This is a genomic window from Bradyrhizobium sp. CSA112 (assembly GCF_029051645.1).
Taxonomy (GTDB): Bacteria; Pseudomonadota; Alphaproteobacteria; order Rhizobiales; family Xanthobacteraceae; genus Bradyrhizobium.
In genome coordinates, this window is record NZ_JAACFS010000001.1 from 202,992 (window position 1) to 221,863 (window position 18,872).

The following is an 18,872-nucleotide window of genomic DNA, read 5'->3' on the forward strand; positions in this document are numbered from 1 at the left end:
GCCTGTCATCCGGCGGCGCTACGCGCCGACCGGGTGGCTCGCAATGTCGGACAAGGCAGCAGCGACGGGTCGCCGCTTTGCTCCTTGCAATGCCGCTGATAGGGTTGAAAAATGAGGCGATATGAGAACCAGATTGGCTCGGAATCCGGCGCATCCGGATGCCGCTTTTGAAGTGTTGATACCCGCCGGTCCATGCTATTTCTGGCCGCCGGACGACCATCTTCACCACCAAACGCCTTGGGACCATCCCTTTGATCGACAAGCTTGAACTCCTGCTGGCCCTCGCAAAGGAGCGGCATTTCGGACGGGCGGCGGAAGCCTGCGGCGTCACCCAGCCGACCATGTCGACCAGCCTCAAGCAGCTCGAGGAAATTCTCGGCGTCATGCTGGTGCAGCGTGGTTCCCGCTTTCAGGGGTTTACGCCGGAGGGCGAACGCACCCTCGACTGGGCGCGGCGCATCGTCGGCGACGCCCGCGCGATGCGGCAGGAGATCAACAGCCTCAAGGACAAGCTATCCGGCGAGATCAGGATCGCCGCGATCCCCACCGTGCTCGGTATGGTGGCGTCGCTGACGACGCCGTTCCGCGCGCGGTACCCGGACGTGCGCTTTCGTATCCAGTCCTGCACGTCGGCCGACGTGCTGGGCCTGCTCGAAAATCTCGAGGTCGACGCCGGGCTGACCTATATCGAGAACGAGCCGATCGGTAAGGTTCGCACCATTCCGCTCTACAACGAAAGCTATCGCCTGCTGACCTCGCCCGATGCCATGTTCGGGGATCGCAAGCAGGTCACCTGGAAGGAAGTCGGGCAGGTGCCGCTGTGCCTCTTGACGCCGGACATGCAGAACCGCCGCATCATCGATCGCGCGCTGGCGTCGGTCGGGGCCGAGGCCACGCCGACGCTGACCTCGAACTCGCTTGTGGTCCTCTATACCCATGTGAAGACCGGGCGCTGGGCGAGCGTGATGCCGGCAAAACTCGCCGAGACCCTGGGGTTGGCGGACACCATCCGCAGCATTCCGATCGTCGATCCCGTCGTCGACTACAGCGTCGGGATGGTGATCCCCCAGCGCGATCCGATGACGCCGCTGATCGCGGCGCTGGTGCAGGTCGCCCGCGAAGTGGCGCCGACGCTGGAGTAGGTCACGCGGCTACTGCCTCGACTTTTGCTTTCGCCATCGGCTGCTGCGGTTCGCGCGGCAGGACGATGCGGACGACGGTACCGGTGCCGAGCTTCGAGCGCAGCCGCATCGTTCCGCCGTGCAGGCTGGTCAGCGACCGCGCAATGGCAAGGCCGAGACCGGAGCCCTGGTAGGTCTTGGTGAGCTGGCTCTCGACCTGTTCGAACGGGTTGCCGAGCCGCCGCAGAGAGGCCGGCGCGATGCCGATACCGGTATCGGCGATCATGAGCACGATCGAGTTGGGCAGCACGTGGCTCCGCACGGTGACCTTGCCGTCGTCGGGGGTGAACTTTACGGCGTTGGACAACAGGTTGACGAAGATCTGCTTGACCGCGCGGCGGTCGGCCATCACGGAAATGGTGCTCTCGATATCGGCGTCCAGCGTCAGATGCTTGTCCTCGGCGCGCCCCGAGACCACGCGCAGCGACTCCGCCAGTATCTTCGACAGGTCGAGCTGCTCCATGTCGAGCTTCATGCGGCCGGCCTCGATCTTCGACATGTCGAGGATGTCGTTGATGACTTCGAGCAGGTATTTTCCGCTGGTCAGGATGTCGTGGCAGTACTCCTGATACTTGTCGGAGCCGAGCACGCCGAACATGCCACTGCCCATGATTTCGGAGAAGCCGATGATGGCGTTCAGCGGCGTGCGCAGCTCGTGGCTCATGTTGGCGAGGAATTTCGACTTGGCCTGGTTGGCCTCCTCGGCGCGGTTCTTCTCCTGCGAATATTTTTCGGCAAGATCGGCCAGCTCCGCCTTCGAGCGCTTGAGGTCGAGTACGTTGGCGCGCATCCGCGCGTCGTTCTCGATCAGCTTCTGCTCGTGTTCCTTGATGCGGGTGATGTCGGTGCCGACCGAAACGTAGCCGCCGTCCTTGGTGCGGCGTTCGGAGATGTGCAGCCAGCTTCCGTCGTCGAGCTGCGCTTCGAAGGTGCGGGCTCCCGGCGCTTGCGCGCCGGTCTCCTGCAGGCGGGTGCGCACTTCCGGCATGCTGCCGACCTCGATGACGGTCTCGTACGACGTGCCGGGGGTCACCGCCGTATCGGGCAGTTTGTGCAGGCGCTGGAAGTGCGAGTTGCAGAGCACGAGGCGGTCTTCCGCGTCCCACAGCACAAAGGCTTCCGGGATGGTCTCGATCGCGTCGCGCAGCCGCAGGTCGGCTTCCACGGTCTTCTCGGCGAGGCTCTTCTGCTCAGTGATGTCGACCGCGATGCCGATCAGGTGCAACCCGCCGTCGGCTGAGGTGTGGCTGAGCTCGCAGCGCACCCGCAGCCAGATCCAGTGGCCGCCGGTGTGCTGCATGCGAAAGCTCTGGTCGATGTGGTCGAGCTTGCCGGCGATCATCTGGTCGGCGATCGCAAACAGGTCGATGTCGTCGGATTTCACCAGCGCGTTGACTTCGCCGAACGTAAGGAGGTCGTTGCGGGAATCGAGCCCGAGCATCGTGAACATCGATGCCGACCAGAAGATCCTGCCGCGGGAGAGGTCCCAGTCCCACAATCCGCAGCGGCCGCGATTGAGCGCGGTGTCGATCCGGCCGCGCACCGCGTCGTTGATGAGGTCGCCCTCGCGGGCGCGGGTCGACTGCCAGTGAAAGGCGAAGCCGAGGATCAGCACGACGAAGCCGGTGGTGGCCGAGAGCGTCACCGACAATGCGGCGTCCGAACCCCACAGCGGCTCGTTCTTCTCCTGGATGACGATGACCTGGCCCGGCAGCGACTTGACCAGCCGCGAGATCGCCATGGCGCCATTGCCGTTCGGAAGCGTCATGTCGGTGACGACGCCCTGCTGGCCGGGAGCGGCGAGCAGTTGCGCCGTGCTGATGATGTCGAGGACGCGATCGCTGCCGCCGAGGCTGCTCTCGACCGGGACGCGGGCCAGAATCCGGTGATCGGAGCCGGTAATGATGACGTGGCGGCCGGAGGCGACGCCCCAGGCCGGAATCAGGTCGGGCAGCAGGCTCTGCAGCCGCTCGATGCTGGCGGCGCGATCCTGCCGGATGGCGGCGAAGCGGTCGAGCCGTTCGGCCAGGAGATCCGTGAGCGCGGAGAGGTCGCGCTTCATGGCGGCGCGTTTTTGCCGGCTCTGGTCGATCACCTGTACGAAGGCGCCGAGGCAGATGGTGATGAGGAAGGCAATGATGAGCGTCGGCACGGCGCGACGAAGCGCCGGCTCGGCAGTGAGCAGCCGGTGGTAGGCAGGTTTCGCAATCGATTGCGCCAATCCCTTGATCGAATCGGATTGGACGCACGCGTTCGCTGCATGCGCGCGCGCCATGCTTTAGACCCCCGCCGAAGGCTCTTTGCACATTGTCCGGAAGCGCGCCCCACGTCGTTTCCGAATCATGGCGATTTGAATCCACTTTTTTCGGGCTGTCGAGAGTCAACGATTCGTTAATTCGAAATAAATGTTGTCCAACGCGAATTAAGGCATCGCCAAGCGAGTCCGAAACGGGAACACGCCCGCAAAACTACGCGCGCGGCGGTTCGGCATGACTGATCACGCGCTTGATCGAAGGAAAGGCGCCGCGCAGCGCGCGCTCGATCTCGTCGACTTTCTCGTGCACCTTGATGACGCTCATCGACGGTGCGGCGCGGCAGTGGAAGTTAACGATTTCGCCGGCATCGGTGTCGCGCACCCGCACATTGTGAATGTCATGGATCGCGCCGTTGCCGGCAAAGCGCGACAGTGCAGCCTTGATGGTCTCGACGCGCTCGGGCGCGGCGTCGGTGCCGTGCGGCAGTTCAGGCTCGAGCGGTTCGATGTGGGTATCGACTTCGACATCCTCACCGAAATCCCCGCGGATGCTGCGCTCCAGCCCGTGGGCGATATCGTGCGCGGCTGACAGTTCCATGTCGCCGTCGACTTCGAGGTCGATGCCGACGATCAGCTTTTCGCCGAGATCATGCACGGTGACATGGTGGACGGCGAGGCCGGAGTTGCGGGCGATCACCATGATGCGCTCGCGCACGCTCTCATTGTCGCGCGCGACCGGCACCGCGGTGAAGGTGAGGTCGGCATCGCCGAGCGCCTCAGTGACCGCCGCCTGCGCGGTTTTCTTGATCGCCTCGACGCGGTCGATCGGGTAGCTGCGCGGTACGTTGGCGATGGCGTCGATGAAATGTGTCGGCCCGACCATGCGAACGCGCAGGCGCTCGACGCCGACCACGCCGGGCACCGCGCGGATCGCAGCGGTGGCCTTCTCGGCGGCTCCCTGCGGCGCACGATCAAGCAGCGTCTCAACGGTGGAGCGTCCGAGCCGCAGGCCCAGGATCGATATCATCACGGCAACGGCGATGGCCGCGACCGAGTCGCCCCAGACATAGCCGAGGCCGGTCAGCACAAGCCCGGCGATGACGGCGATGGAGCCGAGCACATCAGAGGCAAAATGCAGCGCATCCGCCGCCAGCGCCTGGCTTCGGGTCGCGCGCGCCGTGCGATGCAGCGCCCGCGCCCGCCAGAAATTGACAGCGATATCGATCACCAGCACCACGAAGGGAATCGCCGATATCGTCGGCGGGGCTGCGCCCTCGCGCAGGCGGCTGTAGGATTCGACCAGGATGCCGCCGGCCAGCACATAGAGCAGCGCGATGACAAAGAGCGCCGACAGGCTCTCGAACTTGCCGTGGCCGTAATGATGTTCCTCATCGGCCGGCTGGTCGGAAACCCGCACCACCAGCCAGGTGATGACGGTCGCGATCACGTCGACCGAGGAGTGCAGGGCCTCCGAAATCAGCGCGAGAGAGCCGATCGCGATGCCGACGGCGAATTTGGCCGCGGCCATGCCGGCGCTGGCGAAGATCGAGATCGCCGCGACGTTGGTCTTGATGGTGGGGGTATGACTCATGGGCGGCGGTTTAGCAGGGCGTTGTCCAACATTAAAGCCGACGGTGGGAGGCGCAATCGCCACTCACTTGCAGGAGCGGTTTGTTGCGAATTGTTCTGAGTTGAAGGACCGTCATTGCGGGCGCAGCACTCAGAATTTCTCCGTCATCCTGAGGTGCGAGCGAAGCGAGCCTCGAAGGATGAGCGGCCCCGCTGGTGGCCGTCGCCCTTCGAGACGCGCGCAAGAGCGCGCTCCTCAGGGTGACGGGGATAGAATGAGCGCCAGCGAGCAAGGTACACCTCCGCATTCTCGCGGCGCATTGCACCCCGAGGTTTGCAAATCATTCGCCTCTCCGGAAGCTTCGAAGTCAACACGGCTTGCGACGTCTCCGTTCTTGCCTTGAACGCGAGGCGGTACTCGTACTAATGCAGCTCGCCAACGTCTCGAACAGCCAAGCGATGCCGGCATCGGCCATGGCGGTCTGCGCTGCGACAAGGCGTATTGGATCGGGCGTCCAGGGCAGCGGCACCGGGCGCACCACGAGGTTGAACCGCGCGGCATGGTACTCCACCAACTTCCGGGGCAAGGTCGCGACCAGATCGCTTTCCGCGAGCTGAGCCAGCGCCATCATGAAATTCGGCACCGTCAGTGCCACGCGCCGCGAATGCCCTACTTCGGCGAGCTTGGCATCGACGACTCCCTGCGCATCGCCGATCGCCGAAACCAGCATGTGCTTTGCCTTCAGGTATGCTGCCTGGTTCGTTGCGCGCGCCAGCGGGTGACCTTTTCGCATGGCGACGACGAAATCTTCCTCGAACAGCAACCGCTCGGCGAAACGGGGCGGCAACGGGCCGATCGGTAGCATTGCAAGATCGAGCTTGTGGGAATCGAGCTCCGTGAGTGTGCTTTGCCAGACTTGGCTCGTCGGCTTGCCGTGATGTTGCGGCATGAGCTGCAGCAACCGAATGTCGACATGCGGCGCCTCGCGGGCCAAGCGGGAAACGAGAGGGCTCAGAAAGATGGCCGCCAATGCATCTGGTGCACCGATAGTAAAGCATCGCCGCGCGGTTCCGGGATTGAACGGCCCGGCCATCGACATGATTCCTTCGACACGCGCGAGCGTCTCAGCAACTGGACCGGCAAGTGCGAGGGCACGGTCCGTAGGCTTTACGCCAACGTGTGTCTTGAGGAACAGCGGATCATGCAGGAGACGCCGCAGCCGGCGCAGCCCATGGCTGACGGCCGAGGGCGTGAGATTGAGTCTTTCCGCCGCCCGCGCGACATGACGCTCTTCGAGCACTGTGCTGAACAACACCAGGAGACTGAAATCGATGCGGAGGAGCTGAGCCGGCTTCAGCATGGTGCTGAGACTTTATCACTGGCTTCACGATGTCGAAAGGGTCATCTAGCGCTCTATCCACTCGTTCATGACACGAGTTCGCTCAGCACAGGAGTGCTTACATGTCGAAGAAATCCCCGATTACGCGCGGCTCGGCCCCGCGTCCAGCGCTATCCCGGCGTCATGCCATCACGGCGATGGCGGGTATGCCTCTTGTAGTAGCCGAGCCGGCCGCGGCGAAGGATGCGATCGCCAAGCTGATCAAGCATTCCGAGGAGTCGAACGCGGCGCTGATGCGGGGAGACGCAGAGACTTACCGTTCCATGATCGCCATCACCGACGATTTCACATTGATGTCTCCGTTCGGTGGACCACCCTCGCACGGCTCGCAGTATACGTCCGAAAAATGGGACAGGATGGGACGGTTCTTCAAGAACGGCACCCACAAGCAGGAGGTCGTCCAATCCTATGGCTCGGCCGACATGGTGGTTCTCGCGATGATCGAGCGAGACCATGTCGAGGTCGGGGGGCTGCCCGCCCAGGAATGGGCGCTGCGCGTTACGCTCGTCTATCGGCGCGAGGGGGCCCAGTGGCACCTGGTGCATCGCCACGCCGATCCGCTCGCGCATGGCATCAGCCTGCAGCAATCGGCGGCACTCGCGCGCGGCCCTGGCATGAAGGAATGACTTCAATCGGCTGGCGCGAAGGCGCGCCGCCCAATAGCGTCCGCGCCGTCCTCGGCGATGATCGACGGGAAGCCGTAGCTCGGAGGCACGCAGTTGCGTCGATATCCAGAATGCCACTCAGCGCATAGGGCGGATTAGTTAGCCGAAGGCGTAATCCGCCGCTGCGTTACAATAAGATGGCCGATTACGCTGCGCTTATCCGCCTTACGGGCCGACCCAATGCGGAAACGCCCGTTACTACGGCTTCAACTGACTGATGACGGCAGCCCCTTCTGCTGCATCGATTTGATAGAGGGCAGCGCCAGAAAAGCCTGCCATGAGCGGGGGCGTCGGTCGCATTTGCTGTCCGCTACTGCCAGCAAGAGCCTGATTGAGAAGGTTTTGACCGGGCGCAGCCACCTGTGGTGTACCGACGCCGAAATAGTAGGTCTTTCCACCCTCAATTTGTATTTCGGTTTCATAATCCATGGAGATCGGATTCACTCAGGCTATCCGGTACTGTCCCGGCGGCCTGTCAGAAAAGAAATACAACCCCTTGGCTACCGAACCAACCGGCTTGCCGTCGATCTTAATTCCAACTTCAGTGCCGATCATTCCCTTCTCGCGCAGAAAATACAATCTCGCGAGCCGCGTATCCCGCGGCTTGGATGGAGGCTGAGGTTCAAGCGCCACTTCGGAAACCGTCGAGGATTTGCATCCACCGAACTGAACAACAAGGCAGAAGACCAAGGCCCACAACACAAGACGCCGCATAACAAAACCGATCCCCACTGACGACCGACAAAAACCACAAGTTGCAAGCTGGCGCAATTGTAATTGCGCCACATCTGCGGTTAGCAGTTCAAGTCACGTGGTTTATGTCTGCCTCTGGCCATAGCGGATGTTGGCGGACGCATTGCAGCGCGGCGTCCTTGCCATCTGGACACGAGCCGGCCGCATTGTCCAAGATCGCCCGCCACAGAGCGGAGGCGCCGATGATCGTTGTCGATTCCCAGGTCCATGCCTACGAGGCGAACAGTCCGAAGCGGCCTTGGCACAGCGTGCCGAACTGGCCCGATCACGTCACGGGTGACGAGATGGTGGCGGCGATGGACAAGGTCGGCGTCGACGGCGCGATCTTCATTTCCGCCTTTTCGTTGTACCGCTACGACGCCAGCTACGCCGTGGAAGTGCAGCGGGCCCATCCCGGCCGGCTCGCCATCGTCAAGCCGGTTGACCCTGACGATCCCGGCGTTGCCGAAAATGTCGCCGACTGGAAGAAGACGCCGGGCGCGGTCGGAATCCGCATCATGCTGACGAAGGAGGCGCGGCGCCCGCCCGATGACCCCGGCCTCGACCGGATTGCGCGCGCGGCCGTTCGCCATGATTTTCCGGTCAACCTCCACTGCTGGGACAATCTGGACGCGGGCAGGATGCTGATCGATCGTCACCCCGACACGCGATTCATCATCGACCATCTCGGCATCCTGCAGCCACGCGTGCCGCCGGCGCCGCCCGAACCCTGGGCCGTCCTGCCGAAAGTGCTGGAACTCGCAAAACGCCCGAACGCCGTGATCAAAGTCAGCGGCGCCTGCACGTTGTCCCGCGAGCCCTTTCCTTTCCCTGACATCTGGGACCCGCTCGCCCGTGTATTCGATGCCTGGGGTTTCGAGCGCTGCCTGTGGGGCACGGACTGGACGCGGGCATTCGCCGTTGTCAACTACGAGCAGGCCGTCGAGCCCTTCCTCAAAACCAGCCGCCTCAGCGAATCCGAGCGGGCCATGTTGATGGGTGGCGCCTGCATCAAGGCTTATGACTGGTCACCGAAGAAGGGTTAGTGCGCAGGTATAACAGAGTTCCGGGCTGGAAAATCTTCGGTCCGATGCGCATATCCCCGGGATGGCGACAATTGTGCAATGCACTTGCGGCGCCGAGTACAGTCGCACTGAAGAGAAGTTCTTGGTGCCGCATACGGGTGACGCGGTCTGCAAGATCTGCGGAGCTGCACTGGAATCGTGGCGGGAAACCACCCACGTTCCCATATACGAACTTATTGAACGTCCAGAGAAAAAGCCGGCATGACGCTAGGCCAGTAGCCCACTGCGCCTCATTTGGTTCCGCAAGAAAGTTAATCTTCAAAGTTCTGGCGCTCCTCAGGATCAGGGCGCACACTTTGGCATCACCGCGCGGTCTCGTGGCAGTCATCGGTGATGAGAACGCCAGTCGCGCTCCCGCCAATCCTCAAATGGGGAGCCGCGTATGTCAGAGCGTCGCCGTTTCATACAAACTACCTCCCTCGAAGAGCGCCTTGCAAAGGAAGCAACGCAGTTGCGCAAGCAGGCCCAAGGTACCCCGCCGGGTATTGAGCGCAATCTCCTGGTTCGCAAAGCCCGCCGGGCCGAGACGGCTTGCCATATGACCGCGTGGCTGGCCTCGGGCTCCAAGCACCAAAATAGGCTCAAGTAGAAATGGCTATTTATCGTCTATTAAAGAACTCTACCTTGGGGCCGGAAGAGATTGGCCACATCACCGCGGCATACGAGCAAACGTTGCACACCCTCTGCGTCAAGGATCGCGACGACCCGCTGACGGAAATGGTTGCGAAGAAGATCATCAAGATCGCGCAAACCGGCATCCATGACGCGGCGCAGCTTTCGGCTCGGGCGATCAAAGAACTAGGCGTCCGGTAAGGCCGCTGCAGTTCTGCGCCAACGTCCGCTTTTGTGCGCTGAGCGGACTCTGCCCTGCGCGCTATCCGCATTTCAGAACGCCGAAATCAAGGGTGGTTGCTGATCATCACCGCGGCAAATATCAGGGTTGAGCAACGGCCGTTCGACTTTGCATAATCTCCAGATCAGCCGGAGGAACAGCGATGCAATTGCGGGTATTTGGGCGCACGGGAATGCAGCTCTCGGTGCTGGGCTTCGGCTGCGGCGCAGTGGGCGGATTGATGGTACGCGGCGATGCTGCCGATCAGGAGCGCACCATCGCGCGCGCGATCGCCGCCGGCGTCAACTACTTCGACACCGCGGTGCAGTACGGCGATGGCGAATCGGAAAAGAATCTCGGCCGCGTCTTGCAAAGGCTGAAACCGGCTAACGTGGCCGTCGCCACCAAGGTCCGGTTGCCGCCCGGCGAAGCCGGCCGCATTGATGACGCCGTCAGGATATCGCTCGAAGGCAGTCTGGCGCGGCTGCGTCTTGAGCGGGTCGACATCCTTCATCTGCACAATCCGATTACCGAGAACGGCGGCGGATCGGCGCTGAGCGTCCGGCAGGTGCTCGATGAGTTGGTCCCGGCATTCGAGCGCCTGCGTCAGCAGGGGAAGATTGGTTTCCTCGGGATGACGGCACTCGGCGACACGGCTGCGCTGCATCAGGTGATCGATGCCCGCGTGTTCGATAGCGCGCAGGTCGTCTACAACATGCTCAATCCATCTGCGGCCAGCGAATTGCCGGCGCGCTATCCGGCGCAGGATTATGGAAGGCTGTTCGAACACACCCAGGCTGCCGGCGTGGGCGTCGTGGGCATCCGTGTGCTGGCCGGCGGCGCGCTGTCGGGCTCAGCCGAGCGTCACCCGATTGCGGGGCCGGCACCGGAGCCGCTCGGTTCGGCGATGAGCTACGATGCCGATATCGATCGCGCGTGCCGTCTCTTGCCGCTGGTCGAGGAGGGCTTCGCCGCCAGCCTGACCGAAGCCGCCACGCGGTTTGCGCTGTCTCACCCGGCGATGGGCACGATCCTGGTCGGCATGGCGACGCCGCAACAATTCGAGGACGCACTCACTGCTGCCGAAAAAGGCCCGCTGCCGCAAGCTGCGCTCGATCGGCTGTCAGCACTGAGGCAGGAATTTTCCGGCGAAGCACGATGACAGTGTAATCCGTCACCCTGAGGCGGCCGCGCGCAGCGCGGCCCTCGAAGGGCGATGGCCGCTGGCCGGCCGTGCATCCTTCGAGGCTCGCTTCGCTCGCACCTTCGGAATAAGCGCAAGTGCGCTTATTCCTGGGATGACGGAGCGAACGCCGAACGTCAGGGATAACCGGCGCCGGCAATTTCCACATCGACCACGTCGATCCGAGAAGACGATTTGCGTTGCCGCAGTTCTTCATAGGACGTCGCTGCGCTCAGGCAGAACAGTGTCCGCCGCTCCGGCCCGCCAAGGACGCAGGCGAGAGCGCGGCGGCCGGGTACGTCTATTCGCTGCAGCTCGCGCCCGCCGGCGTCGAGGCGAATGAAGGCGTCTTCTTCGAAGGCGGCGACCCACACGGCGCCTTCCTGATCAAGGCAGATGCCGTCCGGCGACTTCATGCTTCCGAAGCGGCCCCGAAACTTCAAGCTGCCGTCAGACTCGATGTCATAATCGGCGAGGCATGCGCCATCCATTTCGGCCACGACGAGCCGGCGATGGTCGGCCGAGATCGCAATGCTGTTGGGAAACCGCAATCCCTCGGCGACCACGCGTGCCGCGCCGTCCGGCATTACCAGAATGATGCGGCCGGGAGCGCCTCGATCGGGCGGCGGCGGCATATCAAAACCGAGATCGCCGACATAGGCGTGGCCCAGCCCATCGATGATCATATCGTCGATGGTGCCTTTCGCGATCCACGACAGGTCCGTTAGAAGCGAAAGCTTGCCGTCTGCATAGGTCAGCAGACGTTTGCGGTACATCGTCAGCACGACAAGCCGTCCGTCCGGCAAAATGCCAAGGCCACAGGGCGTGTCGTCTTCGAATTTCGCATGCTGCTCGCGCTCGCCGGAGGGGGACAGGCTGAGCAGCGTCCGATCCATGCAATCGACGAACCAGAGCCGGCCCGCGTGCCAGCGCGGTCCCTCGAAATAGCGTCCGCCGTCGAGCAGGCAGCCTAGCTTGATCGGTGTCATGATTGCAGTGCCTACTGCGAATTGTTCTTGTTTGGAAATACTGCGCCTGCGTTCCCCGGACGCTGCGCAGCACGAAGTGATGCGCTGCAGATCCGGGGTCCATGGTGTGACAGTTTGGGTCCCGGCTCTGCGGAGCACCGCTAGCGCGCTGCACCGCGTCCGGGACACGATCGACTGCTACAGCGTCACCACGATCTTGCCGAGGTGCTTGTTGGCTTCCATGTGCTCGAACGCTCTTCCGATCTCGGCGAACGGATAGACCGTGTCGATCGGCAGTTGCAGCTTGCGGGATTCCACCGCCGGCCAGATGTCCTTGCGGACCTCGTCAAAGATCTCGCGGACTTCCTCGATCGTGCGGGTGCGGAAGGTGACGCCGACATAGTTGATGCGGCGGGCGGCGTGGAGGTCGAAATTGAAATCGGCATGGGTGCCGCCGAGCCGGCCGACATTGACGATGCGGCCCTTGACCCTGGTCGCGGCGAGATTCTGGTTTGCGACCTTGCCCGAAACCTGGTCGACGATCAGGTCGACGCCTTCGCCATTGGTTGCCTTCAGCACCTCGTCGACCCAGCCGGGATCGCTGGAATCGATCGCAAGATCAGCGCCGAACTCCTTCAGCCGGCCGCGGCGCATCGCATCGGTAGACGAACCGATCACGAGTTTTGCGCCTTTGAATTTTGCGATCTGCATCGCCATCAAGCCGACGCCGGAACTGGCGCCCTGGATCAACACACTCTGGCCCGTCTGCAGCGCGCCATTGGTGACGACGGCATTATGCATGGTGGCGAGCGCGACGGGGAGGGTGGCGGCCTCCTCGAAGTTCATGTTCGAGGGCGCGCGGAACAGCCGGCCGTGGTCGGCCAGCGTGTACTCGGCAAACGCCGCGCCGCCCGAGCCCATGATCTTGTCCCCGACCTTGACGCCCTTTGCGTCGGGGCCGAGCTCGGCGACTTCGCCCGCCCATTCCATGCCGAGCACGGTGCCGACGCCGCCCGCACTGCCATGGGCGTGGCCCTTGGTCATGCCGAGGTCGGCGCGGTTGAGGCCGCAGGCATGGACCTTGACCAGCACCTGCGTGCCCTTCGGCGAAGGTTTTGCGATTTCGGCGATTTCGGCGCCGTTGGCGCCGTAGACATAGGCTTTCATGGGCTCTTCTCTGTTATTGAATCGGCGGACCGCCTATTCGGCGGCCTGTCTTCATACTGGCGGCAAGCCGCCTATTCGGCGGCCTGGCGCTGGGCACCGGACAACATACCTTCGAAGCGGCTCTGCATGATGGCTTCCGCATCGCGCATGATGCGCGACACCAGTTCGGCGCAGGTCGGGATGTCGTGGATCAGGCCCTGCACCTGGCCGGCCGACCAGATGCCCTCGTCGGCATCGCCTGTCGCGTAGACCATCTTGCCGCGGGCGCCGGCGACGAGCTCGCGTACGTCCTCGAACTTCGCGCCTTCCTTCTCCATCGCGACGACCTTGGTCGAGATCGCGTTCTTGGCGACGCGCGAGGTGTTGCGCATGGTGCGGAAGATCAGCTCGGTCTCGCGCTCGTCATTGGCGACGATACGCTCCTTCACAAGCTGATGGATCGGGCTCTCCTTGGTGCACATGAAGCGCGTGCCCATGTTGATGCCTTCGGCGCCGAGCGCGAGCGCCGCGACCAGGCCGCGGCCGTCGCCGAAGCCGCCCGAGGCGATCAACGGTATCTTGACCTTGTCGGCGGCGGCCGGGATCAGGATCAGGCCGGGCGTGTCGTCCTCGCCGGGATGGCCGGCGCACTCGAAGCCGTCGATCGAGATGGCGTCGACGCCCATCCGCTCCGCCGACAGCGCGTGACGGACGCTGGTGCATTTGTGGATGATCTTGATGCCGTGCTTCTTGAACTCGGTGACGTGTTCCTGCGGCTTGTTGCCGGCGGTCTCGACGATCTTGATGCCGGCCTCGATGATTGCCTGGCGATATTCGGCGTAGGGCGGCGGCTTGATCGCGGGAAGGATGGTGAGGTTGACGCCGAACGGCTTGTCAGTCAGGTCGCGGCAGCGCGCGATCTCCTTGGTGAGGTCCTCCGGCGTCGGCTGCGTCAGCGCGGTGATCAGCCCGAGCGCGCCGGCATTGGCGACGGCCGCGACCAGCTCGGCGCGTCCGACCCATTGCATCCCGCCCTGGACGATCGGGTGCTCAATGCCGACGAGTTCGGTGAATCGCGTCTTGATCATGTCTGCCCTATGTTTCCCCGGCGCAACAGGTCGCGCACGTCTTTTGTGAGATTTCGCGGGGCAGGATGCCGTCACGCCCCGCAAAAGTCTACGGGGAGCAGGCGGAGGTCAGGGCAACGCCATCATGCAAAAGCGGGGACTTGTTCCGCAGTGCGGATTATTCCGTAGGCGTAGGTCCGGCATTTCCGGAGATCAACCTGCTAACTGCGGACACGCCAAAATCGACGCTTTTGACCCGTACGTCATTGGGCTGAACGGACATTGCGACGCAACACATTGCTGCTTTGGTTTTCATCCAGGGTGCTGTCCATGAACGATCCCCGCAAGGTCGACATCTACTCAGCCGAACACAAGCGTGACCCGTTTCCGTTCTATGCGTTTCTTCGCAGCGAGGCGCCGGTCTTCGAAGTTGGCGTACCCGTCCTGAAGCGGGCGTGGCTGATTACACGTTACGATGACGTGATGCTGTGCCTTCAAGACAGCGGCAGGTTCGTAAAAAACGCGAGCAATGCCGGCTTGCGCTCGCCCAAGTCCATGCCGTGGTGGACACCCGCGAGCCTCAGGACACTCTCAGAGAACATGCTGGACCTCGACGATCCCGCACATCGAAGGCTGCGGGCCCTCATCAACAAGGCGTTCAGTCGTGCGCGCATCGAGCAGTTACGAAATCGCACCGAAGCCCTGGCTGAGGATCTCGTCGATCGGATGCGCGCAAAATCGAAGCCCGATGTTATCGAGGATTTCGCGCTTCCGCTTCCGTTGACCGTGATCTCGGAACTGCTGGGCTTGCCCGAAGAGGCCCGGCCGCGCTTTCGGAAGTGGACCAATGTTTTTCTCGGAGCGCGGTCGGAATTTCGCATGGCGCTCTTGCTGCCCTCGATCTTTGCATTGATGCGATGTTTGCGGCGCCTCGTTGCCGCGCGCCGGCGCACCCCGAAGGATGATCTCATCTCGGCGCTCATCGCCGTAGAGGAGGGGGGCGACCGGCTGAGCGAGAACGAGCTCATCGCGATGCTGGTGCTTCTAATCATCGCCGGCCACGAGACGACCGTGAACCTCATTGGTTCCGGAATGCTGGTGCTGATGGAGAATCCGCGCGAGAAAGAGCGTCTCATCGGAGATTTTTCGCTCCTTGGGTCTGCGGTCGAGGAGTTGTTACGCTTCACGGCGCCCGTGGAGACCGCAACGGAGCGATATGCGGCCCAAGACATCGACCTGCACGGCACTACGATCAGGCGCGGCGATGTCATTTTCCCCGTCATTGCGTCCGCCAACCGGGATGCGCAGAAATTCGCGGAGCCCGATCGGCTGGACGTGGCCCGCAAGCCCAATCCGCACCTTGCGTTTGGAGATGGCGTTCACTTCTGCGTCGGCTCGCACCTGGCGAAGATGGAGGCCGAGATCGCGTTCGGTTGCCTGCTGAGGCGCCTGCCCAAGTTGAGCCTCGCTTGTCCTGCTCACGAACTGCAATGGCGCGCAGCGCCGGTCGTTCGTGGCCTCAAGTCGTTGCCGGTCATCACGTAGTCGTTGTTGCACCGGAAGACCTGCCGGGCTTTCAGCGCCAGGAACCCGCACGGTTGCTCAATAGCGGACAAAGTTCGAACTGGCGATATCCGAGTCAGTGGCGTTTGGTGTCAGTGGCGTTTGGGTGCTCGAAGTGCGTATAGTCTTTGATAGACCATCGACTCCGGTATCCAATCAAGCAAGGTGTGTCCAAGTGGTAGCTTGATCAGGCCAGCGATAATTCTGGATGAAGGCGGATACCAATAAACCGACAGGTTATAAAATTTAAGGGGGGTGAACCCCAAAGTCGTAAACTCGAGCATCAATCGCTTATGACTGAAGTGTCTTCTGTAGTCCACAATTGGACCCGAGAGCAGAAGTATTTTGTCAGGGTGTTCTTTGGCAACTTTCTCCAGGAACGCTCCCTGCTCTTGAAAGGACAGAAAGTAGACGCATTCGAGCGCCGCGATGACGTCGTAACCCTCGAATGACGCTTGTAAAAAATCAGCGCATTCAAATCTGGCATTGGGCAGGCCCAGCGATTTAGCGCGAGCAATCGCCACATCGCTTATGTCGATGCCAACCACGGATCGTGCTTTGCTAAAAGTTGTTTGGGTCAAGTGGCCTTCACCACAACCGAGTTCAAGAACGGATTTGTCCCGGATGAATGGCTTCAGGCGTCGGCGCAAGACCTTGTCCCTGAACCGCGCGTGGGAAATATGCCAGGGGTCAGGAGTTGCGTAGTATAGATTGAAATCTGCGGCCGTTCGCATGCTGGTTTCCGCATTGCGCTTGGTTAGAAAGCAAGCGAGTCCCCCAAAACAGATTGTCTTTGGCGCGCCGGCGCGATCCCGGCGCTTCGAGACTTTCCTTGGGGGCAACGCCTATTGCATTTTTACCCTTTCGCGCCACCGCGCCTCGAAAGTATCAGAGTCTTTCAATGCCAAGGCTTGCGCGTCCAATGGATTGCCAGGCTTCTCTGTGACAACGCTTTGAACTTCTCTGTTGGAGGCGGGTTGCGCGGATGCCACCTTCGGCCATTCCAACAACGATTTCGAAAGCATGGGCTTGCCTTCGTACCAGCACTTTCGTCCATCGATAAGACGATAGGACCACCAACGCCCGTGCGGATTTGATGGCGCTGCGGCGCTGCATTGTTGTTTGGCCTGTGCATTCGGCGCCCCTCCTGGTAGGAGCGTAGCAATCAAGGCGGCCAAGGCGATTGATGGCAGTTTCCTCATTTGCGCACTGAGAGACTGCTCTGTCGCTGCAAGCGGCTTACAGCAACTACCAAATCGGGGCGTTCGAGAACTTCCACCAGCTTGTCGAGGATAAGCTCATTGTTCTGCGGCCGGGGCCGAAGGTATTCTTCCAGTATGAGTTGCGCTTCGTTAATCGCCTGAAGAGCCAATTGTTGATCAGTCATCTCTTCTTCCCCATCAAAGAAATGCGTCCGGTCGGGAAAAAGAAGCAAGAAATCAAGCCGTCTTTTGGGAGATATCCCCGCCTTTTTTGATTATCCGATCAATTTTTGTTTCAATGCGGGGGCGCTGCAGCACCCCAAAGCCGACTCTGGTTTCCACCACAGGTCGGCACGCACGAGCGCGCGACCAATTGATGTTCTCAATGCGCTCCCGGGCTTTTGCTCATGCGAGCAGCGGGCCCGATCTAGCAGGTAATGTGGAAAAGGCCGATCTTCTTCGCATGCGAGTTGTTGAACGTATGAATCGCCTTGGGGGTCGGCTGCAGCAGGACCGTGCAACCCTTTTTCGCAAAATACGTCTCGGCTTCCGGCGATAGGTGCACATTGCCCATCTGGCCCGAACCAAGAATTAGCTGCTCGCATCCGTCCTCATAGATGAACTTCGCTTCGTCTTTCGAGAGGACATGCGAGGTGCCGTAGTACTTCTTCGACAGCTTTTTCTTCCGCTTTGCCACCTCGCCGGAGAGACGAATGATCACGTCGTGTTCATAGGTCTTTCCGTCAATCGTAATGGTGCCGAAGGTAGTGCGTTCGATCTCCATGGCCTGATCCCTTCATTCTCGGCACTGCACCCTATGACGCGCGGTTGAGAAAGATCGGCTGCCCGCGCTTGTTATCGTAGATGGGACGATAACGCTCCGTGTTGTACGTGCTGGCGACGTCCAGCTTGCGCGGCCCGAGCCTGGCATCAGGGATGGGCACGAGGTCGTAGCGCCCCTCCACCAGCGCCGACATGAGGCCGGTCTTGCCTTCGAGGACGGCATCGTAGGCCATGTTGCCGAAAGTCAGGGCCACGAGCTTGTCCATGAAGTCCGGATTGCCCGATCGCAGGTCGTAGGTGAGGTCGGACGTGATCGTCTCCTCGCCGACGCGCCGCTTGATCTCGTCGGCGAACGATTCCGCGACGCTCGCCTTCTTGCGATGGCCGTAGGCATCGGGCTCGCCGTATTCCTGCACCTCGTAGCCCTCCCACGCGGCGCCCTCGCTGAGCACGACGAGCGCGTAGTTGCTTGGGTTGGCGCGCTTCTCCTCGACGAGCAACCGGATCAGCTTGTCGAGATCGAACTTGTACTCCGGTATGACGCACCGTATCGAGGTGGCGTACGCGGTGTAGAGCGCTGTAAATCCGGCATCGCGGCCAAAGACGCGGAAGATGCCGATTCGCTCGTGCGATCCGACAGTGGTGCGCTGCCGCTGGATGGCATCGCTGGCGCGGGTGATCGCGGTCGAGAAGCCGATGCAGTACTCGGTGTTGCGGACGTCGTTGTCCATGGTCTTCGGGATGGCGATGATCTTGACGCCGAGTTCGTTGAGCCTGGCTGCGTAACTGAGCGTGTCGTCGCCGCCGATGGCGATCAGGTGCTCGATGCCGAGCCCCGAGAGGTTAGCCAGCACCTGGCCAGTGACGTCCCATGTCCTGGTTGCGATGCCGCCCTTGGTGCTGAGCGAGGCCGGAAAGTCGTTGCCGACGAGATGATCCGGCAGCTTCTTCATCTTGGACGGATTGGTGCGGCTCGAGTGCAGCACGGTGCCGCCGCTCCGGTCTATGGTGCGCGTGTTGTCACGGTTCAGCGGAATGATGTAGTGCGACCTAGAGGCCGGGTCCTCGAGGTTCACGTGCGTGAGCGCCTCCCAACCACGGCGGAGGCCGACGACCTCGATGTCGTTCTCGCTGCCGCGATATGTCACGCTCTTGATGACTGCGTTGAGACCGGGAACGTCGCCGCCGCCCGTGAGAATGCCGATGCGCCTTTTTGCCATACCCACCTCCGCAGGCGATCCC

17 protein-coding genes are annotated in these 18,872 nt (G+C 62.0%); 6 read left to right on the top strand and 11 right to left on the bottom strand.

Translation table 11 applies throughout. From position 1 onward, the window contains the following. Window positions 1-251 precede the first annotated feature (251 nt). A complete protein-coding gene (locus tag GWE18_RS01080) occupies window positions 252-1,142 on the top strand; it encodes a LysR family transcriptional regulator (protein WP_057851059.1) in 891 nt (296 codons plus the stop codon). Between the two features lies 1 nt (window position 1,143). On the opposite strand, the gene GWE18_RS01085 is transcribed toward GWE18_RS01080, so the two are convergent. The 3 genes from GWE18_RS01085 to GWE18_RS01095 form a co-directional block, all read right to left on the bottom strand. Then, window positions 1,144-3,456, bottom strand: a complete 2,313-nt coding sequence (locus GWE18_RS01085) for a PAS domain-containing sensor histidine kinase (RefSeq protein WP_275183967.1) — start codon at window positions 3,454-3,456, stop codon at window positions 1,144-1,146. Window positions 3,457-3,649: 193 nt separating this feature from the next. Continuing rightward, on the bottom strand, window positions 3,650-5,026 hold the full coding sequence (locus GWE18_RS01090; protein ID WP_275183968.1) for a cation-efflux pump: 1,377 nt from the start codon (window positions 5,024-5,026) through the stop codon (window positions 3,650-3,652). A gap of 346 nt (window positions 5,027-5,372) precedes the next feature. Then, a complete protein-coding gene (locus GWE18_RS01095) occupies window positions 5,373-6,365 on the bottom strand; it encodes a LysR family transcriptional regulator (protein WP_275183969.1) in 993 nt (330 codons plus the stop codon). A 101-nt stretch (window positions 6,366-6,466) separates the two neighbouring features. On the opposite strand from GWE18_RS01095, the gene GWE18_RS01100 reads away from it, so the two are divergent. Then, entirely contained in the window at window positions 6,467-7,030 is a 564-nt protein-coding gene (locus GWE18_RS01100; protein ID WP_275183970.1) for a nuclear transport factor 2 family protein, read from the top strand. A gap of 237 nt (window positions 7,031-7,267) precedes the next feature. On the opposite strand, the gene GWE18_RS01105 is transcribed toward GWE18_RS01100, so the two are convergent. After that, the gene (locus GWE18_RS01105) at window positions 7,268-7,513 is read right to left on the bottom strand and encodes a hypothetical protein (protein WP_275183971.1); all 246 of its coding nucleotides are present in this window, start codon (window positions 7,511-7,513) and stop codon (window positions 7,268-7,270) included. A gap of 491 nt (window positions 7,514-8,004) precedes the next feature. Between GWE18_RS01105 and GWE18_RS01110 the strand changes: the two genes are divergently transcribed. The 3 genes from GWE18_RS01110 to GWE18_RS01125 all read left to right on the top strand — a co-directional run bounded on the left by GWE18_RS01110 (window position 8,005) and on the right by GWE18_RS01125 (window position 10,880). Further along, window positions 8,005-8,847 (top strand): amidohydrolase family protein, encoded by an 843-nt coding sequence (locus tag GWE18_RS01110; protein WP_275183972.1) that lies wholly within the window; start codon window positions 8,005-8,007, stop codon window positions 8,845-8,847. 630 nt (window positions 8,848-9,477) lie between these two features. Continuing rightward, window positions 9,478-9,699 (top strand): hypothetical protein, encoded by a 222-nt coding sequence (locus GWE18_RS01120; protein WP_275183974.1) that lies wholly within the window; start codon window positions 9,478-9,480, stop codon window positions 9,697-9,699. Between the two features lie 182 nt (window positions 9,700-9,881). Continuing rightward, a complete protein-coding gene (locus GWE18_RS01125; RefSeq protein WP_275183975.1) occupies window positions 9,882-10,880 on the top strand; it encodes an aldo/keto reductase in 999 nt (332 codons plus the stop codon). A gap of 158 nt (window positions 10,881-11,038) precedes the next feature. Here GWE18_RS01125 and GWE18_RS01130 read toward each other — a convergent pair whose 3' ends face one another. From GWE18_RS01130 to GWE18_RS01140, 3 genes are all read right to left on the bottom strand, one after another. After that, entirely contained in the window at window positions 11,039-11,890 is an 852-nt protein-coding gene (locus GWE18_RS01130; RefSeq protein ID WP_275183976.1) for an SMP-30/gluconolactonase/LRE family protein, read from the bottom strand. A 177-nt stretch (window positions 11,891-12,067) separates the two neighbouring features. Next, complete coding sequence (locus GWE18_RS01135; protein WP_275183977.1) at window positions 12,068-13,036, bottom strand: zinc-binding dehydrogenase; 969 nt, start codon at window positions 13,034-13,036, stop codon at window positions 12,068-12,070. A 71-nt stretch (window positions 13,037-13,107) separates the two neighbouring features. Continuing rightward, on the bottom strand, window positions 13,108-14,103 hold the full coding sequence (locus GWE18_RS01140; RefSeq protein WP_275183978.1) for a nitronate monooxygenase family protein: 996 nt from the start codon (window positions 14,101-14,103) through the stop codon (window positions 13,108-13,110). Window positions 14,104-14,412: 309 nt separating this feature from the next. Here GWE18_RS01140 and GWE18_RS01145 point away from each other — a divergent pair, with 309 nt between their 5' ends. Next, window positions 14,413-15,627 (top strand): cytochrome P450, encoded by a 1,215-nt coding sequence (locus tag GWE18_RS01145; RefSeq protein ID WP_275183979.1) that lies wholly within the window; start codon window positions 14,413-14,415, stop codon window positions 15,625-15,627. Between the two features lie 110 nt (window positions 15,628-15,737). Here the strand turns inward: GWE18_RS01145 and GWE18_RS01150 are convergent, their stop codons facing one another. From GWE18_RS01150 to GWE18_RS01165, 4 genes are all read right to left on the bottom strand, one after another. Next, complete coding sequence (locus tag GWE18_RS01150) at window positions 15,738-16,379, bottom strand: class I SAM-dependent methyltransferase (RefSeq protein WP_275183980.1); 642 nt, start codon at window positions 16,377-16,379, stop codon at window positions 15,738-15,740. A 464-nt stretch (window positions 16,380-16,843) separates the two neighbouring features. After that, a complete protein-coding gene (locus GWE18_RS01155) occupies window positions 16,844-17,032 on the bottom strand; it encodes a hypothetical protein (protein ID WP_275183981.1) in 189 nt (62 codons plus the stop codon). Window positions 17,033-17,274: 242 nt separating this feature from the next. Next, complete coding sequence (locus tag GWE18_RS01160) at window positions 17,275-17,631, bottom strand: MTH938/NDUFAF3 family protein (RefSeq protein WP_275183982.1); 357 nt, start codon at window positions 17,629-17,631, stop codon at window positions 17,275-17,277. Window positions 17,632-17,662: 31 nt separating this feature from the next. Continuing rightward, window positions 17,663-18,850, bottom strand: a complete 1,188-nt coding sequence (locus GWE18_RS01165) for a 6-phosphofructokinase (protein ID WP_275183983.1) — start codon at window positions 18,848-18,850, stop codon at window positions 17,663-17,665. Window positions 18,851-18,872 lie beyond the last annotated feature (22 nt).